The organism is Streptomyces sp. NPDC014656 (assembly GCF_043084305.1).
Taxonomy (GTDB): Bacteria; Actinomycetota; Actinomycetes; order Streptomycetales; family Streptomycetaceae; genus Streptomyces.
Genome location: NZ_JBIBZN010000023.1, coordinates 1 through 22,435, shown reverse-complemented (window position 1 = coordinate 22,435; position 22,435 = coordinate 1). Strand labels below are relative to the sequence as shown.

Genomic DNA, 22,435 nt, shown 5'->3' with positions numbered 1-22,435 from the left:
CCCCTTCCGGTCACGAGTCGGCGCGGACGAAAGTACGTTCCCTCCGGCCCATCGGTCAAGGACCGTCCCAGGACCTGAGCAGGTTCCGACGCCGTCCGTCACGGGCCGGCCACCGCTGTCGGCTCGGGGGTGGGGGCGTGGCCGGGCGCGTCGTTCCGCTTCGTGTGTCGTGCGAGGTCCTCCAGGAGGGTGTCGGCGACCAGTTCCTCGACCACGGCGGTGGCGTGGTCCTCCATGGCTCGGGCGAGTTCGCCGTCCCAGGGGGCCGGGGTGACGCGGCCGGGGTGGGGGGCGTGGGGGTGGCGGGCGGCGGCCGTGCGGTAGTCGGCGGCCGTCATGCGCCAGGGGCGGGCCGGTGTCTTGGCCATGACGTGCGCGGCGATGCGGATGCCTTCGCCGTCGAAGTCGCCGTGGTAGCGGAGGGCGGCGCCGTGGTCCGCGAGGAGGCGCAGGAGCTGGATCGCCGCGCTGTTGGGCCAGCCGGAGGTGCAGACGAGGGGCGGGCAGCGGGGGCCGAAGCGGCGGAGGGCCAGGGCCAGGATGCTGGGGTTCTCCGTGATGTGGACGACGAGGGGGGCGGGCAGGGCGAGTTCGCCGGGGGCGCGGAGGTGGGCGAGGGTCAGGCTGGCGGCCTGGCCGGCGTCGGCGCACGTGGTGGTGAGGAGGGCGAGGAGGCCGTCGCCGGCCGGGCGCAGGCCGGCGGCGAGGACGGTGGCGGACAGGTCGTCGTCGGCGACGCCCGCGCGGGTCCACAGGGCGCGCCGCTGGGCGGCGGACTGCGGCGGTTCGGTGTCGTAGAGGGTGGCGAGGGCGCGCAGGACGAGGGTGGAGAGGGGGGTGCCGTCGTCGAGGGCGTGGGAGTGGCCGTTCAGGGTGCGGGCGGCGAGGACGGGGAGGGGTTCGGCCCGGCCGGGGAGCGCGGCGAGGACCGTGAGGGCGTGGTCGAGCAGCGTGCGGGTGCGTTCGGTCGAGCCGCCGACGAGGCCGGCGGTGCGGCAGGCGGCGGCCCAGTCGGCGAGTGCCGGCTGGGCCCGCACCGTGTCGTGGCCGGCGAGCCAGGCCCATAGTCCGGCGCGTTCGTCGTGGTGGAGGCGGCGCTCGCCGGCGCGGTCGCCGAGCGGGCCGACGAGCCGGGTGACCAGCTCTCGTACCGTGTGGCCGGTGAGTTCGGTGACGGCCTCTTCCAGGTGGGCGAGGGCGACGGTGGGCCGGGGGTCCGGGAGGCGGTCCATGCCGAGGAGGTCGGCGAGGGCCTCGCGCTGGGGGTCGTCGAGCGGGCCGAGGCGCACGCGGGTGACGGGGCGGCCGGAGGACAGGCGGGTGTGCAGTGCCTCCCACAGGGGGCGCAGTCCGGGGCGGTCGAGGATCGACGCGGCCGGTGCGGGGTGGTCGTGCGGGGTCACCCTTCCTCCGTCCTGGTGCGGTTCCGGCGGGGTCACCCTTCCTCCATTCCGGTGCCGTTCCAGACGAAGCGGGCGCTGGTGACGGCGTCGTCGTCGCCGTCGGTGAGGAGCTGGTGGACGGCGATGCCGGGCAGTTCGCCGTAGGTGGCCCACTCGTGGTCGGAGGTGATCATGAGGTCCAGGTCGAGGGCGGCGAGCAGCGCGAAGACCTGGCCTCGGTTGACGGTGTCGACGCCGACGAAGACCTCGTCGAGGAGGATGGGGCGGGGAGCCAGGGGGACGTCCTCGTAGTGGGCGGCGACGGCGGCGAAGAGGGGCAGGTGGAGGGCGATGGCCTTCTCGCCGCCGGAGAGGGCGCCGTGCAGCTTCTTGGTCAGCGGCTGCCAGTCGGTTCCGGCGGAGCGGTCGAGGCGGACGGTGAAGCGGTGCCAGGCCGTGTAGTCCAGCACCTCGGCGAGGTGTTCCTCCCAGCTCGCCGCCGTGTCGCTGCCCTTGGCCTCCTCGATGCGGGCGCGGAAGAAGTCGTGCAGGGCCCGCCGGTCGGACTCGGTGACCCTGCCGGGGTCCTTCAGGAGGAGTCCGCGGGCGGTGCGGGTGCCTTCGGGGAGGTCGGGCCGGACGTCCCAGACCAGCTGGACCGCGACCTTGGAGGCGGTGCGGACGCGCTCCAGGTGTCCGTTCATGCGGTCGACGAGTTCGCCGGCGCGGCGGATGCGGGCCGCGAGGTGGCGGCGGATGTCGCCGGTGAGGATCTGGTCGAAGAGGCGCCGCTCGGAGGAGCTGATGTCGTCGCGGCTGCGGTCGCGTTCCTCGGTGAGCGCGGTGAGCAGGCCCGCCGCCCCGACCCGCGTCCCGTCGAGGGTGGCGGTGAAGAGCTGGATGTCGTCGTCGGGTTCCAGGTCCAGGTCGGCGCGGACGCCGAGCTTGCCCCGGGCGTCGTGGACGGCTTCGGACAGGCGTGTCGCGGCGTCGCCGAGGTGGTGCGGGGCGTGGGGGACGCCGGGCCACCGGGCCGCCGTGGCACGGGCCGCCTCCAGGGTGGCCTTGGTGCCGTCGCCGGCGTCGGGTCCGGGGGCGAGGCCGGCGTCTTCGGCGAGGCCGATCAGGCACAGGTGGCGGAAGCGGTGCGCGGCGGCGTCCCGGGTCGTGACGGCCCGCTCGCGCCGCTCGGTGTCCTGGCCGCTGGTGGCGCGGAGTTCTCCGATGCGGCCTTCCAGGTCCACCAGGTGTCCGGTGAGCCGGCGGGCTTCGGCGCGGCAGCGGTCCCGTTCGGCGCGGGCGGCCGTGACGCGGGCGACGATCTGCCGGTAGTCCTCCCCCACGGTCGCCTCCACCGCTTGCAGGCGGGCCGCCGCCCCGGCCGCGTCCGCCTCGGCGGCGGCCGCGTCCGCGGCCCGCTCGTCGGCGGTGGCGCGTGACCGCTCGGCCTGCGCGGCCGCCTGCCGGGCGCGGTCGGCGGCGGTCGCGGCGGTGAGCCGGGCGTAGATCCAGGTGTCGGCGAGGTCGCGGAAGTCGTCGACGTCGGAGGCGAGTGCGCGCAGCCGGGCGCGGTCGGTGGGCAGGCCGTGCTCGGCGGCCCGGCGGCTCATGGTGCGCAGGGCGGCCGCCACCTCGGCCTCGCGCCCGGCCAGGTGCCCGGTCGCGTAGCGTACGGCGTCGTCGCGGGCGGCCACCTTCTCCTCGGCCCGGTCCCACTCCCGCCGGCGGGCGTCGAGCTCCCGGTGGTCGGGCCGTGCGGCCCGGTCGGCCTCCAGCCGGGCGGCGCGGGCGTCGAGGTCGCGCAGCCGGTCGTCGCGCCCGGCCAGCGCGGTGTCCGTCTCGTCCAGGCGCGCGTCCAGTTCGGCGATCGCGCGCCGGCGCGCCCGCTCCCGTGCGAGCGTGCCGATGTGGGCGGGTTCCGGCTTGCTCCAGGTGCCGGTGGCCGGTGCGAGGCGCCAGGCGCCTTCGGCGGAGACGGCCGCGGGGTGGCCTCCGGGCAGGGTGGTGCCGTACGCGATGCCGGCGAGGACGCGGGTCACGGTGTCGGCCGGAACGGGGATGTCCTCCTCGGGCCGCAGCACTTCGAGGAGGCTGGGGCCCTGGAGGGGCGTGGCGAGGGCGGCCTCGACGCGGGTGTCGTGGCCGGGCAGGGTGATCCCCTCGGACGCGCCGACCCAGGCGTCGAGCAGGCCCGAGGCCTCCAACGCGGCTTCCACCGCCGCCTGTACGGGGACGGGGACGCCGTCACGGAAGGCCACCAGCCGCCACAGGGGCGCCCCCGCCAGCGGTGTCCGGGCCGTGGTGCGCGTGGGCGGCGGGACCGGCGGGAGGTCGGTCTCGCGGCTGAGCCGCCGCAGCCGCCCGGCGAACCCGTCCCGTTCCGTCTCCAGGGCCCGGCGCGCGGCGCGGACGTCGGCCCGCGCCGTGGCGATCTCCTGCTCGGCCGGGCGGGCCGCGGCGTCGGCCAGGGCCCGCACGCCGGCCTCGTCGGCCGCGCGGGCCGCGAGCTCGGCGGGGTCGGCGACGCGGAGCTCCGTACAGCCTTCGGCCCAGGCCCGGAGCCGCTCCCCCTGGGCGGTGACGGCACCGTCCCAGGCGCCGGCCGTCTCGTCCCGGTGGGCCCTCGCTTCCGCGAGCCGGGTGCGGGCCTCGTCCAGCTGCTCCTCGGCCGCGCCCCGGTCGCGTACCGCCCGGTCGTGCTCGTCGATCGCCCCGAGGACGAGGGCGACCTGCTCCCTGCGGGCGGTGACGGCGCCCCGGAGCAGTGGGCGGGCCCGGCGGGCCCCGGCCTCCGCCGTACGGGCGGGGGGCGCCTGGCCGTCCGTGCCGGGCCGCGGGGCGTCGGCCTCTCCCGCCGTGCGGGCAGCGGGTGTCCGGCCGTCCGTGCCGGGCCGCGGGGCGTCGGCGGCGTCCGTGTCGAGGAGGGTGCGCACCTCGTGGTGGAGGGATTCCAGGCCCGCCGCCCGCGCCGCCCGGTGCGCCTCTCCGGCGGCTTCGCGCGCGTGCTCGTCGAGGACGCGGGCGTCCCGCGCGGCCTCGTCGGCCTGGACGCGGTCCGCCGCGGCCCGGGCCCCGGCGGACCGGGCGGTGGCGTGCCGGTCGCGGGCGGCCGCCCGCAGTTCGCCGGTGCGGCGCCGGAGGCGGTCGAGTTCCTCTCCCTGCCGGTACGCGTCGCTCTCCCGGAGCCCTTCGACGGTCTCGTCCAGGGTGTGGGCCCGCAGCTCCAGTCCGTCGCGGTCCTTCTGGGCCGAGGCGCGCTCGGCGAGCGCCGTGTCGAGTCCGGCGGCGCTCTCGCGGGCGGCCCGGGTGAGGTCGTCCATCTCCGTGGTGGCGGAGATCAGCGCGGCCGCGCCGGCCCGGAGCACCCGGCGGGCGTAGGCGCGCTGGCGGGAGGCGACGGTGCCGGCCGCCGCCACCTCGGCGTCGAGCCGGTCGAGGTGGTCGCGCTGCCGGTCCAGGCGCTCGAAGCCCTCGGCGAGTTCGGCGATCTCCCCTTCGCCGAGCGGGGGCAGGGCGCGGGAGAGGAGGGTGGACAGCAGGGACGGGTCGAGCCGTTCGGAGAGCTTGGGCTGGCGCAGCTGGAGCAGGGCGGAGAGCAGGGAGTCGTACCGCTGCTCGCCCATGCCTCCGAAGAGTTCGCGCCGCACGGCGGTGCGGTGGTCGGCGGGCGAGGCGTGCACCTCGCCGTGGTCGCCCAGGGCCTCCGCGAGGGCGGCCCTGGTCAGCGGCTGGCCCGCCTCGTTGACGAGCGGGACGCCGTCGGGGTGGGCGATCCGGGAGCGGGTGGTGAAGTAGTCGGCGTGGGCCGTGGTGGTGTGCATGCTGGCGTGCAGGCGGGCTCCGCAGCCGAACCACCGCTCGGCGCCGTCCTCGCCGACCCGGCGGAACTCCATCCACACGTACCCCACGCGGGTCTTGCCGGAGGCGCCCGCGCCCATCAGGTTCCAGTGCATGGTGCGCTCCGAACCGCCGAAGGTGGAGAGGCGGTTGGGGCGCAGGCTGGCGTCGAAGAGGAAGGGGAGGAGGAGTTCCAGGGCCTTGGACTTGCCGGTGCCGTTCTGGCCGCGCAGCAGCAGGCGCCCCTGGTGGAAGGTGAAGGTCTCGTCGTAGTAGCGCCAGACGTTGAGGATGCCGGCGCGGTGGGGCCGCCAGCGGCCGGGGGCGGCGTGCGGAGACGGTACGGCGTGCGGGGCCGGGTCGGCGTGCGGGGCCGGGCCGGCGGTCTCCTCGGGCCGTCGCTGGAGGGGGAACTCGGTCACGCTCACCGCGTGTCTCCTTCCGTGGCGTCGCCGCCGGGGGCCGTCGTGTCTTCCGGTCCGGTGTACGGCCCCGTGCTCGTCGTCCGGGCCAGGCGGTAGCGGTACGCGGCCGGGCGGGCGACGACGCGGCCCCGGGTGTCGCGGACCAGGCCGGTGTCGCGCAGGATCCGGACGGCGTCGTCCGCCAGCCGGGTCGCGCCGTCCTGCGACTGGTAGGCCTTGGCCCAGCCCGGGAAGCGGCGCAGCAGCTCCGCGCCGGCCTCGGCCAGCTGCTCGGGCAGCATGCCCGCGGGCGCGGCGCACAGCGGTTCGAGGAGGAGCAGGGCCGCGACGCGGGTGGTGGAGCTGTCGTCGGGGAAGCGGACGTCGGTGGCGACGGCGTCCGGGTCGACGAGGAGGTAGCCCTCGGCCCGTTCCTCCAGGAGGAAGCCGGCCTGTTCGACGGAGCGGCGCAGGATCTGGCGGCCGGTGAGCGAGGTCACGTAGGCGAGCTCGTCGGCGGTGAGGTCGTCGCGGTACAGGACGGGGTCGTCGAAGAGCCGGCGCAGCACCGAGTGGCGCAGGCGCAGGTTGCGCTGCGCGTCGGTGGTGGCGGTCTCGGTTTCGGTTTCGGTGTCGGTGGCCGTGCTGGGGGCGGGGTAGGGGTCGGGGTTGGCGTGGGGGTCGGCATCGGTGCCGGGGCTGATGCCGGTACCAGTGCCGGTGCTGGTGCTGGTGCCCGTACTCGTCCCCGTACCCGTGCCGTTTTCGGTGTGGACGTACGGGTCGGAGGTCGTGCCGCCGTAGCGGCGCTCCCGCACCAGCCCGCGGATCAGTTCGTCGAACCGGGCGGGCACCTCCTCCAGGGGCACGGCGAGCCGGGAGGCGCCGACGGGAGCGGTAGGCAGCCTCATCAGCAGCGTGTTGTCCACGCGGTAGAGGACCTTCGCGTCCGCGGAGGCGACGTACGCCTCGGTCGCCCCGTCCATCACCCGCAGCACGTCGTACGACTCCAGGAGTTTCAGGACGTCGACGAAGGCGGCCCGCTCCGGGCGGTGGACCGGGTCGAAGCCCGGCAGCGCCGGGTCGGCCGCCGTGGCCTGGACGACCCGGTCGGCGAGCATGCCGATCGTCGTCATCGGCATCGACAGCAGCTCGGCCGCGGTGACGCAGAGCAGGACGTAGCGCCGCCGGTCGAACGGGGCCCGGCCGGCGCGCGCCCTGCGGGCGGGACGGGAACCGTCGGGGTCGGCACGGATCTTGGCGAGGCGGGCGTAGCCGCGGCGCGGCTCCACGACGAGGTGCCAGCCGCAGGTGTGGTCGAACCAGCGGGCCAGCGGATCGCGGCGGCGGCGGACGAGCTCGAAACCGGCCGGGTCCGCGGCCTCGGTGAGCAGGGGGGAGGCCAGCAGGACGCGGATGGCGCGGGCGACCTCCTCCCGTTCGGCGGAGGCCAGCTGGTTGGCGAGGGTGCTCATCCCGTAGCCTCCCGCGCGGGGGTGCGGACGGCCGGGAACGCGGCCGTTCCGCCGACGGCGGTGATGTGGACGAGGTGGTCCGGGCCCGCCAGCGTGCCCTTCGCGGTGCGCAGGACGGCGGTGCGCGCGTCGGGAGGCGGTGACAGGACGATTTCGACGCGGCCGTCGCCGGTGGTGGCGCGGCGCAGGCCGCTCGCGTCTGGCCCGGCGGCCAGCGCCCGGCCCAGCAGGTCCAGGAGGCGGTCGAGGACGGCGGGGTCGAGGGTGCCGAAGGAGGACAGGCGCACGGGGCCGTCCGTCTCCAGCTCCCGCCAGGCACGCGCGAGTTCCGCGCGCTGCGCGCGGGCACGCTCGGCCCGGCCGGCACGGACCGTCGCGACGTCGCGCACCTTGCCCGTACGCGTGAAGCGCTCGGTGCGTCCCTTGGTCCTCAGCAGGGCCGACACCTCGACCGGCGGCGCCTCGGACCAGGAGTGGGACGAGGGGATCAGCTCCGGGTCCGGGTGGGCGAGGTGGGCGTGCCGGGCCGGGCCGAGCCCGAAGGCGGCCGACCACAGCCGGTGCAGGTCGTCCTCGGCGGGAGCCGCCGCGAACCAGCGGGCGAGTTCCCGGAAGTCCTGGACGGCGCTGGAGGAGCGGCGCCGGGACTCGTTGATCCGCTCCAGGACCTGCAGGAGGGAGACGATGGCCCGGCGGGCGATGTCGTGCAGCTGCTCGATGCGGGGGCGGGCCCCGTCGTCCGGCAGGAACCAGGCCCGCAGACCCGCCCAGCGCGCCCGCCGGCTCTCCAGCCAGGCCGCCGCGGGGTCCGCCCCGGCCACCGGGGGCAGCTCCGCGCCGCGCAGGGCACGCTCGCGCAGGGCCGCGACGCCGCGCGCCTCCACGCGTGCGACGGCGGCGGCGATCGTCTCGCCACGCCGGTCGAGGTCGACCAGGAACTCCTGGAGGTACGCGACGGTGGCGGCCTTGACGTCGCGGAAGACCGTCAGGTCCGCGCCCTCGGCACGGAGCAGCCGCTGGAGCTGGCCGTTGAAGGCCTTGGTGTTCTCCACCAGGGCCTCCAGGTGGCCTTCCAGTTCGCGCAGGGTGCTGAAGATCCGGCGGTCGGCCGAGGCGGTCTCCCCGGAGAGGACGCTGAGTTCGTCAAGTCGGTCGGCGATCGCCTCCAGCACCGCGGTCTGGAGCGCGCCCGTCGAGGCCAGTGCCTCCAGGGCGTGCCGCACTCCGGCGAGCGCGGCCTCGCCCCGCCGGGTCAGCGAGTACTGGAGGTTGCGCCGCTCGTACTCCGCGGCCGTGCGGTAGTTCTCGGCGTGGTTGTGGACCACGTCGAGGAGTTCCCAGCCCACCAGCCGTTTCAGCGTCTCGTGCAGGTCCTCGTCCGTCAGGTCCGCGAGCCAGCCCGCCGCGCGCAGCCCTTCGCGCACTCCGTCGAGCCCGAGCGCGGTCTCCAGGTGCTCGCCGGCCACGCCGAAGGCTTCGAGGACGGCCGTGTTCAGGTCGGCCTTCTCCCCCGTGGTGAACCGGAACATGTCCGGTGGGATCCTGCGCATTTCCGGTCGTGCCCTCCTGCGGAGTCCTGGTGCGTGTCCGTCATGGCCGGGGCCCGCTCCGGCCTTCCTTCCTTCCGTGCGTGCGGGCGTGCGTGCGTGCGGGCAGGCGCGCGGGGTTCTGCGCGTCCCGCCTGCCGGAGACGCGCGCCGTGCCGCTCGGCCGGTCGGGCCGGCGCTTCGACAGGTTCAGGATGACGGGTGCGGCGGGCGGGTGGATCCGGTTGGCGGATCCGGTTGGCGGATCCGAGACGCACGCGCGGGAGAAGCCGGCCATCCCGTGGAGGTCATCGACGGCCGGTTCGTGCCGTAGCCGTCGGCAGAACCGGGGGTGGCGGCCTCGTGGGGGGCGGTCTCGTGAAAGACAGCGGCCTCGTGCGAGGGTGCGGCCTCGTGGGACCGTACGCCGGCTCGGACGGCCCGCAGGGATGGCCGGGCCCCATCCGGGCGGGGGGGGGCGGCACCGGCGTCCTAAGGACGGCTTTCTGGCGAAGGTCGCCTGGCCGGCGGCTACGCCTGCATGGCCGCCAGCTTCCTGGTCGCCGCGTCCAGGCGGGCCAGTACGCGGTCCCGGCCGAGCAGCTCCATGGACTCGAACAGCGGAAGTCCGATCGTGCGGCCGGTGACCGCGACCCGGATGGGCGCCTGGGCCTTGCCCAGCTTGAGACCGTGCTTCTCCCCCACGGCGAGCAGAACGGCCTTCAGTCCGTCCGCCTTCCACTCCGGGACGGTGGCCAGCTCGGCACGGGCGTCGGACAGGATGTCGCCGGCGCCCGCCTTCATCGCCTTGTTCCACGACGCCTCGTCCTCGACCGGCTCGTCGAGGAACAGGAAGTCCACGTAGCCGGTGATCTCCGACAGCAGCGCCAGTCGCGTCTGGGCCAGCGGGGCCGCCGCCTCGAAGAGGTTCTTGTCGAACGCCTCCGGCGCCCACGGCGCGTACGGGGCGACAAGCCACGGCGCGCAGGCGGCGGCGAACTGCTCGGGCGAGAGAGCACGGATGTAGTCGCCGTTGAACGCCGTCAGCTTCTTCACGTCGAAGAACGCCGGCGCCGTGTTGACGTCCTCGATCCGGAAGAGCCGCTCCAGCTCCTCGTACGGCATGATCTCCCGGTCGTCGCCGGGACCCCAGCCCAGGAGCATGAGGTAGTTCACCATCGCCTCGGGCAGGAAGCCCTCGGCGAGGTAGTCCTCCAGCGCGACCTTGTCGCGGCGCTTGGACAGCTTCTGCCGCTTCTCGTTCACGATCACCGGCAGGTGCGCCCACACCGGCGGCTTCGCGCCGAGCGCCTCCCACAGCAGCTGCTGCTTCGGCGTGTTCGACAGGTGCTCCTCGCCACGGATGACCTGCGTGATGCCCTCGTCCAGGTCGTCGACGACGTTGGCGATCAGGAAGACCGGAGACCCGTCACCACGGGCGATCACGAAGTCCTCGATCGCGCTGTTCGGGAACGCCGGCTCCCCGCGGACCAGGTCGACCACGACGGTCTCGCCCTCGTCCGGCGTCCGGAACCGCAGCGCCCGCCCCTCCTCGAAGGCCAGCCCCCGCTCCCGGCAGAACCCGTCGTACCCGAGATGGTCCGACCCGGTGCGCTCCCTCAGCCGCTCCCGGGTGCAGTCGCAGTAGTACGCCCGCCCGGACTCGAAGAGCCGCAGACCCGCCTCGCGGTGCCGGTCAGCGTTGTACGACTGGAAGTACGGGCCCTCGAAGGCCGCGTCCTCGCCGTGGATGCCGATCGCCGCGAGCGCGTTGACGATCCCGTCGATCCACTCCGGCTTGTTCCGCGCCGCGTCCGTGTCCTCGATCCGCAGGACGAACGTGCCGCCAGACTGTCGCGCCACGGCCCAGTTGTAGAGAGCGGACCGCGCACCACCGACATGGAACATGCCGGTCGGGGACGGGGCGAAACGAACGCGAACCGGGGCAGCAGACATGCGTTTCAGAGTACCGATGCCGGACATCCGGCCTTGGAACATTTCCCACCGGAGAACCGTCGCTTTCCGGTCGAATGCCTGGCATGTGCCTGCCCCATGCCAGGCAAAGGAATCCGGCCCTCTCCACTCCCCCGCTGGGACTGCTGCCTCTCACCGACCGTTGAGTGATGTCGGAAGTTCAGTCGCTTCAGTCGCTTCAGTCGCTTGAGTCGCTTGAGTCGCTTCGCTTCGGTCGCTGGTCAGCCGATTCACCGACTCGCGGATTCACCTGTCGTCTGTTGTCTGTCGTCTGTCGTCTGTCGTCTGTTGTCTGTTCGCCGGGAAGGGATCGCGACTTGCCCGGGTCAGAGGGGGAAACTTATGCCGAGTTTCTGCATGGCGTCGGACGGGGGGCCGCCTTCGCTGCGCTCGGTCTTGCGCCCCTTGGCCCCGGGCTCCAGGGTCAGGGGGTCGACGGCTTCGGCCGGGGCGGAACCCGCGTAGAGGCCCTCGGGCATGGAGTCCCGGTCATGCGGAAGGAGCCAGAAGACGCGGCGACGGAAGGTGCCCGACGCCCGGGAGGCCTTGGCGGCGGTGCCGAGTACGGCGTACCCGACCAGACGGCCGTCACGGTAGTAGGCGGGTTTGCCCACGCGGGAGGGGAGGCGGTCGAGACTCTGTCGGACGTAATCGAGATGGGTGACGTCCTCGAGCCAGACCAGCTCGGTCTCGTGCTTGAGATCGTTTTCGCTGATCAAGGAACTCATGGCGTCTCCTCCTGGGCGAGCAGTCCGATACCAGGGTAGTACTTCCTCGAATTCGACAAGATCATCTCTTTGGGAGAGGACAGACCCAGGAGCTCGCGGGCCCGGGCAGCGAAAGTACGGCTGTTCAGGACGAAGCATCCTTCGTTGTTGCACCAGACACGATAGGCCTCGTAAAGGGTCTTCTGCTCCGTGCGGAAGTCGGCGCCCAGGGTGCAGGCCTCCTCGAAGAAGCGGCCGGTGTGGTCCTCGGTCTCGGCGTAGGCGGTGGTGGCGATGCGGACCTTGCCGGGGCCGGCGAGGTCCTTGTCGCCGCCGAGGTAACGACGGGCGCCCTCGATGAGCCAGTTGAGGATACCGGGGCCTTCTTCGGCGACGAGGATGTCCGCGAGGTTGTCGATCCGGCGGTCGTCGGAGACGGTCCGTTCGAAGGGGATCAGGCGCATGCGGCGCCAGAAGGCGAAGCCGCCGGTGCCGACCTCGGGACGGTGGTTGCCCAGCAGCCAGAGCTTGTGGGTGGGGTTGAAGGAGAAGAAGTCCTGCCTCATGCGGCGGGCCTTGATGCGGTCCCCGCCGGTGAGGTGCTTGACCCTCGCCTCGTCGAACTTGTCACCGGGCTTGACCTCGGAGCAGACGACGACCCGGCGACCGTGGAGTTCGGCGAGGTCGGTGGGGTGGCCTTCGTACAGGCGGGCCATGAGGAAGCCGGGCGGAGCCGCGTCGGCGTAGTCGCCGAGGAGCTTCATCGAGACGTCGAGGAGGACGGACTTGCCGTTCTTTCCGGCGCCGAAGAGGAACGGCATCACCTGGCCGCCGACGTCGCCCGTGATGGAGTACCCGAGGAGCAGCTGCAGGAACGAGATCATCTCGGTGCCTTCGGCGTCGTCGCCGAAGGTGTCCTCGAGGAAGCGCTGGAACCGGGGAATCGGCATCGGGGCGGGGCCGACGCTGGTCGAACGGGAGTGGAAGTCCTTGTTGGGGTCGGGCTTGCGCACGAGACCGGTGTAGAGGTCGACGATGCCCGCGGGAGTGCACAGGGCGTACGGGTCGGCGTCGAGCCTTTCGGCTTTCAGGACCATTCCGGGGGCCGACTTCGCCTGGGTGAGCAGGGCGTTGATGCCGGTGGTGCTCAGGGTGCGCCGGCGGTGCTTGCGCAGGGCCTCGACGGCGTGCTCCCCGTAGGGGTCCGCGGTGGCGAGGTGCTCACCGATCTCGCCGGCGGCCCACAGGACGGAGTCGTCCTCGTCGACCTGCCAGCGGGTGGTGTCCCAGCGGTACCAGCCCAGGCCCGGCACGTGCCGGAAGTCCGCCTGGTACAGCTTGACGAACAGCTTGGCGTTGCCCCGGTCCGTGAGGGAATCCGGGATCAGCCCCTGCGCGGTCGCTTCGCCCATGGGAGCGGGGCCGGACGCCTTGGCGATCTGCTGGGGCGGCAGGACCGGGGAGGACTTGGCGATGATCTGGGCCGCCAGGTCGTGGGGGTCGAAGTCGAAGAGCGTGTTCGGCTCACCGCCTGTGGGGAGGGTCACGAGCGGCTCCCGGGGTGCAGGGGACGTCGGGCGCCGGCGGTCATGCCACTGCGGATGATGGCTTGTGCTCGGTGTTCCTGGCCCGGGCGGGCGTAGCAGGCGGTCTCCATGAGGGCGTCCTGTGCGTCCTGTGCTGTGAGGTGTCCGGCGGCGACGAGCCCACCGAGGGTGTAGGCGGCCCTGTTGAGCTTCTCGGAGAATCCCGTGCCCTCGGTCGCACCGGCGCAGTCAGCGACCTCGGAGAGGACCGTGGAGAGGACCGCTTCGACCGGGCTGCTGCCGTGCCGGGCCGCTGCGACGGCCTGCCCCGCGCGGCCGGGAACGGGGCGGGGTGCGGGTACGTGCGCGGCCGGGAGGTGATGGGTCCGCTGGAGTTCCTGGGCGAGCCAGGCCGGGAGCGGCGCCGGCGTGCGGACGGTGCCGATCGGCGTGTACACACCGCTCTCCGTGGTGGTGCCCGGCGCGATGATGTAGCCGCCGTCGGCGCGGACGTCGACCTGCCAGGCGAGGGCGCGGTTCTTGCCCGAGCCCGAGGAGCACTGCCAGCGGCGGGCGTCCGTGCTCCGGTACCAGACGTGGAGCCCCCCGGAAGGGGTACGGACCCTCAGGGTGGTCGTGTCGTCTGCGGGGCTGTCCTGGCCCCGCAGCGCGGCGAGCACGGCCATCGTGTGGAAGCCGGTGGTCATCGCGGAGACGTCGATGCCTTCGCTGATCTCGATGCCGGGGAGAAGGCGGTTCCTGTCCGGGGGCGCCGAGGCATGGGCATCGATGTCGATGACGACCAGGTTCGCCGGACCGCAGGCGACCGCGACGCCCATCCGGGGATGGGGACCCCACCACTGCTGGATGCGGTTGCTGTCGAGCGTGGCGGCGTGGAAGCCGTGACACCAGCGGCCTTCCGCCCGGCACGGGCAGGTGCGGTGGTCGTGCCCGGGTTCGCGGCAAGCGGCGCAGTTCGCGGCGGGCGTCTTCTTGCCCGGTGCGAGCGGATGCACGGGCCATCCGTGGCTGGCACACCAGCGGGCCAGGGTGAGGGAGGAGGGCACCCGCGGCGCAGGCTCAGCGACTTTTGAGTCGCTGGAAGAAACCCGCAGGTCAGCAGGCATTTCTTCCCCCTAGAGCGACTGAAGCGACTGAACAACGGACATAGCCTAGCGAAAACAGGAGTTCGGTCGGCACAAGTGGGCGGCGGGCGCGTCGGTGCTGGGTGCGGAGAGGACCGGCCTGACCTGGCGGGCTGGCCTGCTGGGGGGTCTGGGGTGCGTCTAGGAGTACGTCTCGGGGTACGGCCGGGATTGCGATCGGGATTGCCATCGGGATTGCGGCCAGGGTTGCGGCCGTGGTTGCGGCCGAAGCTCCTGGCGGAGAGGTCGGCGGGATGGCTGGGGAATCGGCTCTGTCTCCCCTCCCTTGGGTCCTTCTCTCGGGTCCTTCTCCTGGGTGGAGCGACTGAGTGACTGAAGCCAGCGACTGAGGGCTTCAGTCGCTGGTTTGAGTCACTGGGTAAACCTGCAGGTCAGAGGCGTGATCAACTGAAAACAGCGACTGAAGCGACTGAAGTTCCCTATATATCACGCGTACGCGCGCAAGTAACTTAGCTGATATATGGAAGTTGAGTCGCTTCAGTCGCTGTTCCGGGAGGGTGCACCGCTCTGACCTGGGGTTTTGTCCAGCGACTGAACTGAGCCTCGGTCGCTGGGCTTCAGTCGCTGCCCCTTCAGTCGCTCCCCCACCCACAAACGACCAGCGACCGAGGGCTGGTGGCGGAAGGCCAGCGTCGTCGGTGTCAGAAGGTCGGCGTCCCGCGGGGCCTCTCGGTCGAGAGGTCGTCTCGGTTGGTGCATCGAAGCCCTGGTGCCCCGGCGGGCTGTGTCTCTCGGCGTGGGTGCGACGATGCGAAAATGCGTGACCACAATGAACTGATCGAGGTCGACGACCCTGCATGGCCACTCCTTCTTCAGGAGCTGTCCCGCACCGACGTACCAGTCCAGGTGCTGCCAGGTGATCCCGTGGCAGGCCGGACCTCCCTGCTGCAGTTGCAGGTCTCCGCCCGGTCGAATCTGGGCGGCATCGTACTGAACTGCGGCGGCCTGCTCGTGGACGGCGGATGGCTTCGGATCTTCGGCAGCCCGGGCGACGCCGGACTGCCTGGCCTGGCCGAGATCAACGCGATGCCCTCGACGTTCGACCCCTCATGGCGCCCTGATGCTGGGCTCGTGATCGCGCACGACGTGCTGGGCGGGGTCTTCGCCCTCAACGGGGGCAACCCCCACGAGGCCGGGCGACCCGGTGAGCCAGGCGAGATCATCTACTTCGCCCCTGATGCGCTCGGTTGGGAGACCTTGGGCGCCGGCCATTCAGCCTGGCTGTCCTGGATCCTCTCCGGAGGACTCCAGGAGTTCTACGAGAACCTGCGGTGGGACGGCTGGCGCAGTGAGGTCTCCAAGCTGGACGGCAGGCAGGGATTGTCGTTCTTCCCGCCGTTGTGGTCGGCCGAGGCCCGCCAGGATCTGTCGGCGGCCAGCCGCCGCGCGGTGCCCATGGCGGAACTCCTCGCAGTGAACCGTGCCTCGTGCCTCCAGTTCGACGGCATCGACCCGGGCTTCCTGGGAGCAGCATGAACCGGCTCACCCGTTCGGACGCCGAGAGCGGATGAGGGTGGCGGCGATGCCGGCGAACGCGAGGAAGTGCCCGTCCTTGCGCTCGTAGCGGGGACGGGGACTGAGGCATCCAGCGAGCCGGGTCACCGTCTGCTCCACGGTCCAGCGGCGGCGGCCCAGGCGCTGAGAGCCTTTGACGCCCTTCAGGGCGGTGCACGGGGTGGGGCTGCGGGAGCTCAGTCCCCTTCGCAGGCGTGGCGCAGTCCTGCCCCGTGTCCGCCGTGAAACCTGGCGACCCGTCGTCGACACGGTGCCCGGCGGGAGCGGCTGAGCGGGACGCCGCGGACAAGGGGCACGGGCCCGCGCTGTCGTGAGTGCCCGCGCCGGAGATCCCGATCAAGAGGGGCGGACCAGACCGCGCGGTGATCAAACGACCCTTTGAGGCCTTCTTACCGTGATCTACCGGATTCAGACCTGCAGGGCCCCCTTTTGAGGCCCGCATGTTCCCGTGAACCGACGGTGCGCGGTCGGCCCAGACGGACCGAGGCCTGACCGTGGACTGGCGGATCCTGCCCGTTCCGTGGGTGGAGCGACTGAGCGACTGAGGCCAGCGACTGAGGGCTTCAGTCGCTGGTTTGAGTCGCTGGGTAAACCAGCAGGTCAGAGGCATGATCAACTGAAAACAGCGACTGAAGCGACTGAAGTTCCCTATATATCACGCGTACGCGCGCAAGTAACTTAGCTGATATATGGAAGTTGAGTCGCTTCAGTCGCTGTTCCGGGAGGGTGCACCGCTCTGACCTGGGGTTTTGTCCAGCGACTGAACTGAGCCTCGGTCGCTGGGCTTCAGTCGCTGCCCCTTCAGTCGCTCCCCCACCCACAAACAACCAGCGACCGAAGGAGGAGAGGAGGGAGGCAGCGATCCCCGCTGGAAGGGTGCGGGCGGGTTGTTTCGCGAGACCGAGGTGGCGGCCGTCCGGCGCCGCGGCACAAGTACAGAGGGCGGCGGGGTAGGCAAAGGTCTGGCCGCTCGACGGCATGAGCAGCGAACGAGCCTCTGGGCAGGCGCCCTCGTCGGCCCCCACGGCAAGTCCCCGGTCTCGGGCTCTGCTGCTGGGCTGAGAAGAGGAGAGTGCCGAGTACCGCAAAGGCCGAGCGCGGGTCGAGCATGCCTCCGCTCGTATGAAGCACTACAAGCTTCCTGCGACTGCCGGCGGCGTGGTGTCGGCCTTCTCCACATGGTTCGGCCCGTCGACCCCCTGCACGACCCCGTTCCGGGCCGCGCATGGTCAGACCGGGTCCAGAACCGGCTCGCCCTCGCCCAGGGCCCGTCCTGCTGCCGCCCCCTTCAGGAGCTGTCCCGCGACTATTGCCGTGGGGGTGGGTGGGGTGCCGAGGGCCTGGGTGCTCTTCGACATCAGAGGAAGATGAGTTCGACGTCCTCGTCTACGCAGAAACGCAGGACGACCGCCAGCTGTTGAGCGTCCTGGACGTGCTGCTGGAGGACCGGTTCGGAGGGCTCCTCCAGCCATTCGTCGGTGATCGCTCGCAGGCGAGGCAGCATCGCGGCGCAGTCGGCGGCGGAGAGGGCGTCACCACCGACATCCGGGTGGTTCAGAAGCGGCTCCAGGACGGTGGAGATGCCGCTCCACGGCTGGTCGCCTCCAAACCCCCACATCTCGGAGAGGCTGAACCCCTCGGACTGCGCGAGCCGTTCCCGGAAACTGTTGAAGCGGATGCAGGACCATTGGACGTCCGGGCTGCTGACGTCTCCGTCTCCTGGGAACAAGGTCAAGCTCACGTGGTCCTCCCCGCTTGTTAAGGGGACAGGATCGGTCAGAACGAGCGTCATCGACAACTGAAACGATCGCCATGTGGCTGGTGTGATCACGGCGTTCACAGCAAGACGGCCTGCACGTGGAACGGAAGACTGGCCTGCCGGCCATCTCCTGGAACTGGACCGTCCAAGTTTTTCTCGGACCTCACATCGCCAAGAGGGGCGGGGAAGTATTCGTGTTGCCCGTGGCGCTCGCGAAGAGCCCGGAGGGCGCTCCCCAAGCCCCGAACGGGAGATCGAGGTCTCTGTAGGGGCAGTGTGACTTCAGCTTGATCATCATCTGGTGGCCTGGGGCAGTAGGGATTGCAGGCGCGAGTGCGGGTGCGTCAAGGCCGTGCCGCGTCGCTGCAGCAGACTCACCGCGCACCACTCCCCCAGCCGACTGGGCATTCCGAGCTCGCTCCGCGCTGCTGTCGAGCTGTTCGTCCTGTACGTGGTGCCAGACCGTGCATCGAAAGTGGATCTTGAGATGTGAGTGATACGGATGTGCTTCCACCTCAAGCCCGGCAGCTACGACACCACCGCCCTCATCGAGGTTCGGGAACAGCTCAAGGTGTTCTACCGCAGCCAGCGGGCGGTGCTGGGCCGGGCCGGACTGTCCGCCCACTGGAGCCGGGCGATACGGGCCTGGCCCGCCGAACAGAACCGGCTCACCCTGGAACGATCACCCGCCTACGCGCCCGAGCTGACCCGATGGAACTGCTGTGGTCCCCGCTGAAGGAACGCGAACTCACCAACCTCGCCGGTGACCACCTCGCCGATGTCGCCTATGCCACCGAACAGGGCATCTGCCGGATCAATCAGAACCAGCAGCCGCCCTTGGTCCTTCCTCCCCCCACACTGGACTCACCATCCACCCATCAACCCCACCGATCTAACGAAAAGATCAGTAAGGGCTGTCGCGTAAATGATCTTCAGGAAGCGGGGATCGGTTCAGCCTCGTCGGGCGCTCTGCATGGCAGCTGATCTGCTTCAGGCCCGGACGGGGAAGTCAGGATGGTCCGTGTAGGGCGAGGCAAGGTCCCGCAGGTCGTGGCACGGCCAGGGATCACGGGCGTGACGTGCCAGGATGCGCCGCTTGGCCTCGACCTCGCGCAGGACCCGGGCCGGGTCGTGCAGAGCCACATGGAGAGCAATTGTGGGGTGGAACCCGGGGAGGTCCACCTGACAGAAGTCGACCGTATGTCCTTGGGCAGACCACTCTCCGCAACCGTCACCGTCGCAGCGCCGAGCCAAGTCGGCCTCCTCGTCCAGCCGCGCCTCAAGGAACCTCACCAGTTCTTCAGTCATACGCGCATTCTCGATCTTGTGCCCGACGCCATGGAACGATCTTGTGGTGGCTGGTGAGGGTTCTGCGGTGTGGGGGTGCGGGCGCGGTCCGCAGGGGCTGGTTATGGAGCCTGCCGCTGGAGGACCGGGCCCTTCTGGTCGCGGCCTGGTCGCGGACGAACCTCACGATGCGCCGGCTCCCCCCGCTTTTCAGCGGTCTCGAAGTCGGCGGCGGACCGGAGCATCGACCACCACGGGCCGATACTCGCGCTCCAGCCCCCCACGCGGTTCCCCAAGGACACCGTCCTCATCGTCGACGGCACCCTCGTACCCACCCGCAACCACACGACCACCCGAGCGTTCTGGATCAGAGGCGGACTCCGTACCTTCCTCGCTCCGTGGCTATCACGCATTGCCCGGACGGTTGGGGCACCAGCCGGCGTACTCCTTCGGCCACTCCCCCGGCGCAAGCCGGCCGAGCCGGCCGTACGGAGTGTTCGGGTTCAGGTGCCCGGTTCCTGCGGGGACTGCCGTTCCAGGTGTCTGAGGGCATCCGTCGGTCAGTTGTCTCGGTCTGGTGGAGGGGAGGAGGGGGCGGCTTGCCGAGGTCGTGAACGGGGATCGGTCGGACGGGGGACGGAACGCGACGGAGCCCCCGTTCTTCGGAGGTGAAGAACAGGGGCTCCTGGTGCTGGGGTGCTACGCGTCTCGGAGGAGCCCGGCGGCCACTTCCTGGAGGATGGAGGCCAGGGAGGCACGGTCCTGTGAGGCGAGGTCGCCCCTCATGTCGGTGATGACGGACTCGACTCCATGGCTGCGACGGAAGTAGCGCAGGATGAACGCGCTGCGCTGGACGGGGTCCAGGCCGTCGAAGGCGAGGTTCATCAGGGCTGCGCCGTCGTGCCACGGAATCGTGGAGGGCGTGACACCGGGGGGCGAGGCCGGAGCCGGGAGCGAGGGCGTGGCCCGCGGGTCCGGGACGGACGCGACGGCTGAGGCAGCCTGTTCAGGAGCCTCGGCGGTGGCCACTCCCCCGCCCGTCGGGGCCGTTTCGGCGGGCTCCTTCAAAACCGGGTTTTGAACGGGGGCCGGCACCGGAGCGGGAACCGGGGGTGCCGCGCGCTTGCGCGGGGGCTTCGGCTCCTGGGCCCTGCGGAGCTCCTCGGCGGCCACCGCCTTCTGCTCCTCCGGATCCTGGATCTTGGCGATCTTCTCCGCCGTCTTCACCTTGATCTGCTTGGTGTCGACGACGTCCCGGAGCTCGGGCGTCAGCTTGAGCAGGGCCAGCCGGTTGGAGACGTACATCTGCGACTTGCCGATGCGCTCCGCAACCTTTTCCTGGGAGCCGTGACGCTCGACCATCCGCTGCAGGAACTCGGCCTCCTTGTAGGGAGGGATGTTCTTGCGGTGGATGTTCTCGATGACGACGGCCTCGTCGACCCGGTCGTCGTCCTCGTTGCCGAGGCGGTCGCGCACCCGGATCTCGAACTTCGTCCAGCCGAGCTGCTTCGCGGCGTGGAAGCGCCGGTTGCCGAGGATGACGATCCACTCGGCGTCGCCGATGCGGGCGCCGTACTCCGGCTTGAGACGGAGGTACGCCTCGCGGGACAGGGCCACGGCCGGCTGCAGCTGGCCGACGGACCGCATCGACTCCTTGAGCTCGCGGAAGTCGGAGTCCTGGTCGGTGTAGTCCGAGTCGGTACGGGGGTTGTCCGGGTTGCCGATGAGCGTGTGCATGTACACGGTCGTCGGCGGTACGTCGGTCTTGGCGGGCTCCGCGGAGGCCGCGGCGCGCTTGCTGCCGGGCTTGCCGGGGCCGTCCAGCAGGTCGGCCCAGGGCTTCTTCGTCGCCATCAGCGCGTGCCCTTCTTGCCCGCGCCGAGCTCCAGGGCGAGCTGGTAGAAGTCCTCGCGGGCCTCCATGGCCACGCGGTTCTTCTTGTACTGGGTCACGACGGTGCCTTCGAGAGCCGCCCGCGTGTGGACCTTGTAGTGGCGGACGACGGTGTTGGCCAGGTTCCAGCCCTGGGCCCGGATGAAGTCCCTCGTCTGCTCCAGGTCGGCCTCGCCGTCGCGCGGGTCCCAGTTGTTGATGACCACGAGGTACGGGATGCCGAGCGGCTTCACCACTTCCTCGATGGTGTCGCGGGTCGGCATGAAGCCGAGCGGTTCGGGCTCGATGGGGACGATGATGTCGTCGGCGTTGGCCAGCACCGCGCGCATGGCATCGGCGGCCGTGCTCTTGCCGAACGGGTCGCCGGCCTCTTCCTTCTCGTCCTCGGGAAGGTCCATCCAACCCGGGGTGTCGATGAAGGCGTGCTTGACCTTGCGGGACCTCTTCAGGTGGGAGAACAGCTCCAGGTCGTCCTTGGAGTTGATCTGCTCGAAGGCGAACGGCAGCTCCTGCCCGACCCGCTCCGACCACCAGGTCGTCGAACCCTGGGGGTCGGCAGAGACGGCGGCGACGTAGTGCGGGTCGCCTTCGGGGGCTGCGCCCAGGACGTGGGCGGTGATGGCCGCGGTGTTCACGGTGAGAGTCGACTTGCCGACTCCACCCTTGCGGTTGATGAGCGCGGTAATCCGTGCCATGGGTGGTACTCCTGATGCTCCGTATGCTTCCCGGCCACGTCGGCCGGTACTAGCGGACCCGGACAGGATGCCATGTATCCCCCGGGTGGTAGGTACATCGACGCGGCGGTTTCAAAACCGGGTTTTGAAACCAGTGGGGCCGGAGCCTTCTTCCGGGGCCCTTGGGGCCCCTTCTCGGTGCTCGCTGCCCCCTGGATCCCGTCGTGACGCTGGGGGGCGGGTGCATGGGTTGGGGGCTGGGGTTTGGGACTGGGTGGAGGGCGAGGGCTCGTCGCTCGGTTGCTCGTGGGGTGAGGGACTTCGAGTCAGCTGTACGGGCTGACAGCAAGGCCGGGACCCTTGCGGGCAGCCCTGTTGTCGGGACCACCGTCTACGGTCCGGTTCCGCTCCTCTGCCGGACCGATGCCGTGGCAAGACCGCTCGGCCCGGACCGTGTCGCTGCCGTCCGGCTGGAGGAGCAGCCGGCCGTGGACTTCGTCGAGTACCGCCGCAGGAGGTCGTCCTTCTTGAGGGAGCCCATCCCGGTCCGGGTATCCGAAGGAGTCGAGCCCCGACCGCATGCCCCCGGGCCGCCCTTCGAACGATGGCTGGGCCTGGCGCCTCGGCTGCCGGCTGTTACTCGTCCCCGCGCAGTGCCGCAGCGATGCCCTGGCGTCGATCGGCTGGTCCGCGGTCGCGCCCCTGCGCCTCTGTTGTGCGCACTCCTGCGGAGCTGGGAGGGCCGCTTCGGTACTCAGGTCGTGGCCGTGTTCGGCGGCGAGCCGTACGTATCGGTCGCGAAGCGTTCCGTTGGGGCGGAGCACGCCGGCTTGCTCGCTTGGGAGCACGTGCTGTCGACCGCGGACAACATCGTCGACGATCCGCTCCCACGAGGCAGCAGTCGCGGAGGATTTTCCACGTCTTCATGCGGGTGAAGACGTGCTCGAGCCGGTCCCGGTCCTGTTTGTGGGGCTCGGTGCGCTCTTCTTTCCATGTCGTCGGTTCGGTCTGGCTGCGCTGCCGGTGGTGTGGGAGGAGTCCGGGGGGTGCCTGGGTAGCTGCCGTTGGTGATCGTGAGGGTTTTGCCGATGGCGGTCTTACTGATCGTTTCAGAATGAGGTTCGCAGGCGTCTCAAGCAGATGATGCTGCAGGCGAGTTGGAGCAGGCCGAGGTGGAGGTCGGCGCGTATCTCGTAGCGGATGCGGAGGCGTTTGAACTGGTGGAGCCAGGCGAAGGTTCGCTCGACGACCCAGCGTGTCTTGCCCAGTCCGGAGCCGTGCGGGACGCCGCGTCGGGCGATCTTCGGTGT

The 22,435-nt window shown here is 71.2% G+C and carries 16 protein-coding genes and 2 pseudogenes; 4 read left to right on the top strand and 14 right to left on the bottom strand.

Features of this window, described 5'->3' with window-relative positions:
• Positions 1 to 98: 98 nt before the first annotated feature.
• The 8 genes from ACF1ED_RS34590 to ACF1ED_RS34555 all read right to left on the bottom strand — a co-directional run bounded on the left by ACF1ED_RS34590 (position 99) and on the right by ACF1ED_RS34555 (position 13,958).
• A complete protein-coding gene (locus tag ACF1ED_RS34590; protein WP_391767317.1) occupies positions 99 to 1,403 on the bottom strand; it encodes a TIGR02679 family protein in 1,305 nt (434 codons plus the stop codon).
• A gap of 32 nt (positions 1,404 to 1,435) precedes the next feature.
• Entirely contained in the window at positions 1,436 to 5,647 is a 4,212-nt protein-coding gene (locus ACF1ED_RS34585; protein WP_391767316.1) for a TIGR02680 family protein, read from the bottom strand.
• Entirely contained in the window at positions 5,644 to 7,098 is a 1,455-nt protein-coding gene (locus ACF1ED_RS34580; protein WP_391767315.1) for a TIGR02678 family protein, read from the bottom strand. Before ACF1ED_RS34580 ends, ACF1ED_RS34585 begins: the two co-directional genes overlap by 4 nt.
• On the bottom strand, positions 7,095 to 8,648 hold the full coding sequence (locus ACF1ED_RS34575) for a TIGR02677 family protein (RefSeq protein WP_391767314.1): 1,554 nt from the start codon (positions 8,646 to 8,648) through the stop codon (positions 7,095 to 7,097). The genes ACF1ED_RS34580 and ACF1ED_RS34575 overlap by 4 nt, the downstream gene beginning before the upstream one ends.
• Before the next feature lie 507 nt (positions 8,649 to 9,155).
• Positions 9,156 to 10,532, bottom strand: a complete 1,377-nt coding sequence (gene gltX / locus ACF1ED_RS34570) for a glutamate--tRNA ligase (protein WP_391767386.1) — start codon at positions 10,530 to 10,532, stop codon at positions 9,156 to 9,158.
• Between the two features lie 392 nt (positions 10,533 to 10,924).
• Complete coding sequence (locus ACF1ED_RS34565; protein WP_391767313.1) at positions 10,925 to 11,326, bottom strand: DUF6009 family protein; 402 nt, start codon at positions 11,324 to 11,326, stop codon at positions 10,925 to 10,927.
• Positions 11,323 to 12,717 carry a phage/plasmid primase, P4 family gene (locus ACF1ED_RS34560; protein ID WP_391767385.1) on the bottom strand — a complete coding sequence of 465 codons (1,395 nt, stop codon included), beginning with the start codon at positions 12,715 to 12,717 and terminating at the stop codon, positions 11,323 to 11,325. Before ACF1ED_RS34560 ends, ACF1ED_RS34565 begins: the two co-directional genes overlap by 4 nt.
• 131 nt (positions 12,718 to 12,848) lie before the next feature.
• A complete protein-coding gene (locus tag ACF1ED_RS34555) occupies positions 12,849 to 13,958 on the bottom strand; it encodes a bifunctional DNA primase/polymerase (RefSeq protein WP_391767312.1) in 1,110 nt (369 codons plus the stop codon).
• A 795-nt stretch (positions 13,959 to 14,753) separates the two neighbouring features.
• Here ACF1ED_RS34555 and ACF1ED_RS34550 point away from each other — a divergent pair.
• Complete coding sequence (locus ACF1ED_RS34550) at positions 14,754 to 15,473, top strand: DUF2625 domain-containing protein (RefSeq protein WP_391767311.1); 720 nt, start codon at positions 14,754 to 14,756, stop codon at positions 15,471 to 15,473.
• A 1,396-nt stretch (positions 15,474 to 16,869) separates the two neighbouring features.
• Here ACF1ED_RS34550 and ACF1ED_RS34545 read toward each other — a convergent pair.
• Positions 16,870 to 17,253 (bottom strand): hypothetical protein, encoded by a 384-nt coding sequence (locus tag ACF1ED_RS34545; protein WP_391767310.1) that lies wholly within the window; start codon positions 17,251 to 17,253, stop codon positions 16,870 to 16,872.
• A gap of 520 nt (positions 17,254 to 17,773) precedes the next feature.
• On the opposite strand from ACF1ED_RS34545, the gene ACF1ED_RS34540 reads away from it, so the two are divergent.
• Together ACF1ED_RS34540 and ACF1ED_RS34535 are read left to right on the top strand one after the other, a co-directional pair.
• On the top strand, positions 17,774 to 18,007 hold the full coding sequence (locus ACF1ED_RS34540) for a hypothetical protein (RefSeq protein WP_391767309.1): 234 nt from the start codon (positions 17,774 to 17,776) through the stop codon (positions 18,005 to 18,007).
• Entirely contained in the window at positions 17,983 to 18,255 is a 273-nt protein-coding gene (locus ACF1ED_RS34535) for a hypothetical protein (RefSeq protein ID WP_391767308.1), read from the top strand. The genes ACF1ED_RS34540 and ACF1ED_RS34535 overlap by 25 nt, the downstream gene beginning before the upstream one ends.
• A 6-nt stretch (positions 18,256 to 18,261) precedes the next feature.
• Here the strand turns inward: ACF1ED_RS34535 and ACF1ED_RS34530 are convergent, their stop codons facing one another.
• A complete protein-coding gene (locus ACF1ED_RS34530; protein WP_391767307.1) occupies positions 18,262 to 18,579 on the bottom strand; it encodes a DUF6221 family protein in 318 nt (105 codons plus the stop codon).
• 50 nt (positions 18,580 to 18,629) lie between these two features.
• Between ACF1ED_RS34530 and ACF1ED_RS34525 the strand changes: the two are divergent.
• A pseudogene (locus tag ACF1ED_RS34525) lies at positions 18,630 to 18,906 on the top strand (transposase family protein); the annotation flags it as partial.
• Positions 18,907 to 19,257: 351 nt separating this feature from the next.
• Here the strand turns inward: ACF1ED_RS34525 and ACF1ED_RS34520 are convergent.
• From ACF1ED_RS34520 to ACF1ED_RS34505, 4 genes and pseudogenes are all read right to left on the bottom strand, one after another.
• Positions 19,258 to 20,412 (bottom strand): ParB/RepB/Spo0J family partition protein, encoded by a 1,155-nt coding sequence (locus tag ACF1ED_RS34520; protein ID WP_391767306.1) that lies wholly within the window; start codon positions 20,410 to 20,412, stop codon positions 19,258 to 19,260.
• The gene (locus tag ACF1ED_RS34515) at positions 20,412 to 21,146 is read right to left on the bottom strand and encodes a ParA family protein (RefSeq protein ID WP_391767305.1); all 735 of its coding nucleotides are present in this window, start codon (positions 21,144 to 21,146) and stop codon (positions 20,412 to 20,414) included. Before ACF1ED_RS34515 ends, ACF1ED_RS34520 begins: the two co-directional genes overlap by 1 nt.
• 864 nt (positions 21,147 to 22,010) lie before the next feature.
• Positions 22,011 to 22,224: pseudogene (locus tag ACF1ED_RS34510) on the bottom strand (IS5/IS1182 family transposase); the annotation flags it as partial.
• 10 nt (positions 22,225 to 22,234) lie between these two features.
• A partial coding sequence (locus ACF1ED_RS34505) for a transposase (RefSeq protein WP_391767304.1) occupies positions 22,235 to 22,435 on the bottom strand: 201 nt, incomplete at its 5' end.

Bases quoted from the DNA above. Each gene is read 5' to 3' on its own strand.
- ACF1ED_RS34540 (WP_391767309.1), top strand. From the start codon at position 17,774: ATGTGCTTCCACCTCAAGCCCGGCAGCTACGACACCACCGCCCTCATC.
- ACF1ED_RS34560 (WP_391767385.1), bottom strand. From the start codon at position 12,717: ATGGGCGAAGCGACCGCGCAGGGGCTGATCCCGGATTCCCTCACGGAC.
- ACF1ED_RS34555 (WP_391767312.1), bottom strand. From the start codon at position 13,958: ATGCCTGCTGACCTGCGGGTTTCTTCCAGCGACTCAAAAGTCGCTGAG.
- ACF1ED_RS34535 (WP_391767308.1), top strand. From the start codon at position 17,983: ATGGAACTGCTGTGGTCCCCGCTGAAGGAACGCGAACTCACCAACCTC.
- ACF1ED_RS34565 (WP_391767313.1), bottom strand. From the start codon at position 11,326: ATGAGTTCCTTGATCAGCGAAAACGATCTCAAGCACGAGACCGAGCTG.
- ACF1ED_RS34520 (WP_391767306.1), bottom strand. From the start codon at position 20,412: ATGGCGACGAAGAAGCCCTGGGCCGACCTGCTGGACGGCCCCGGCAAG.
- ACF1ED_RS34550 (WP_391767311.1), top strand. From the start codon at position 14,754: ATGCGTGACCACAATGAACTGATCGAGGTCGACGACCCTGCATGGCCA.
- ACF1ED_RS34515 (WP_391767305.1), bottom strand. From the start codon at position 21,146: ATGGCACGGATTACCGCGCTCATCAACCGCAAGGGTGGAGTCGGCAAG.
- ACF1ED_RS34575 (WP_391767314.1), bottom strand. From the start codon at position 8,648: ATGCGCAGGATCCCACCGGACATGTTCCGGTTCACCACGGGGGAGAAG.
- gltX (WP_391767386.1), bottom strand. From the start codon at position 10,532: ATGTTCCATGTCGGTGGTGCGCGGTCCGCTCTCTACAACTGGGCCGTG.
- ACF1ED_RS34580 (WP_391767315.1), bottom strand. From the start codon at position 7,098: ATGAGCACCCTCGCCAACCAGCTGGCCTCCGCCGAACGGGAGGAGGTC.
- ACF1ED_RS34530 (WP_391767307.1), bottom strand. From the start codon at position 18,579: ATGACTGAAGAACTGGTGAGGTTCCTTGAGGCGCGGCTGGACGAGGAG.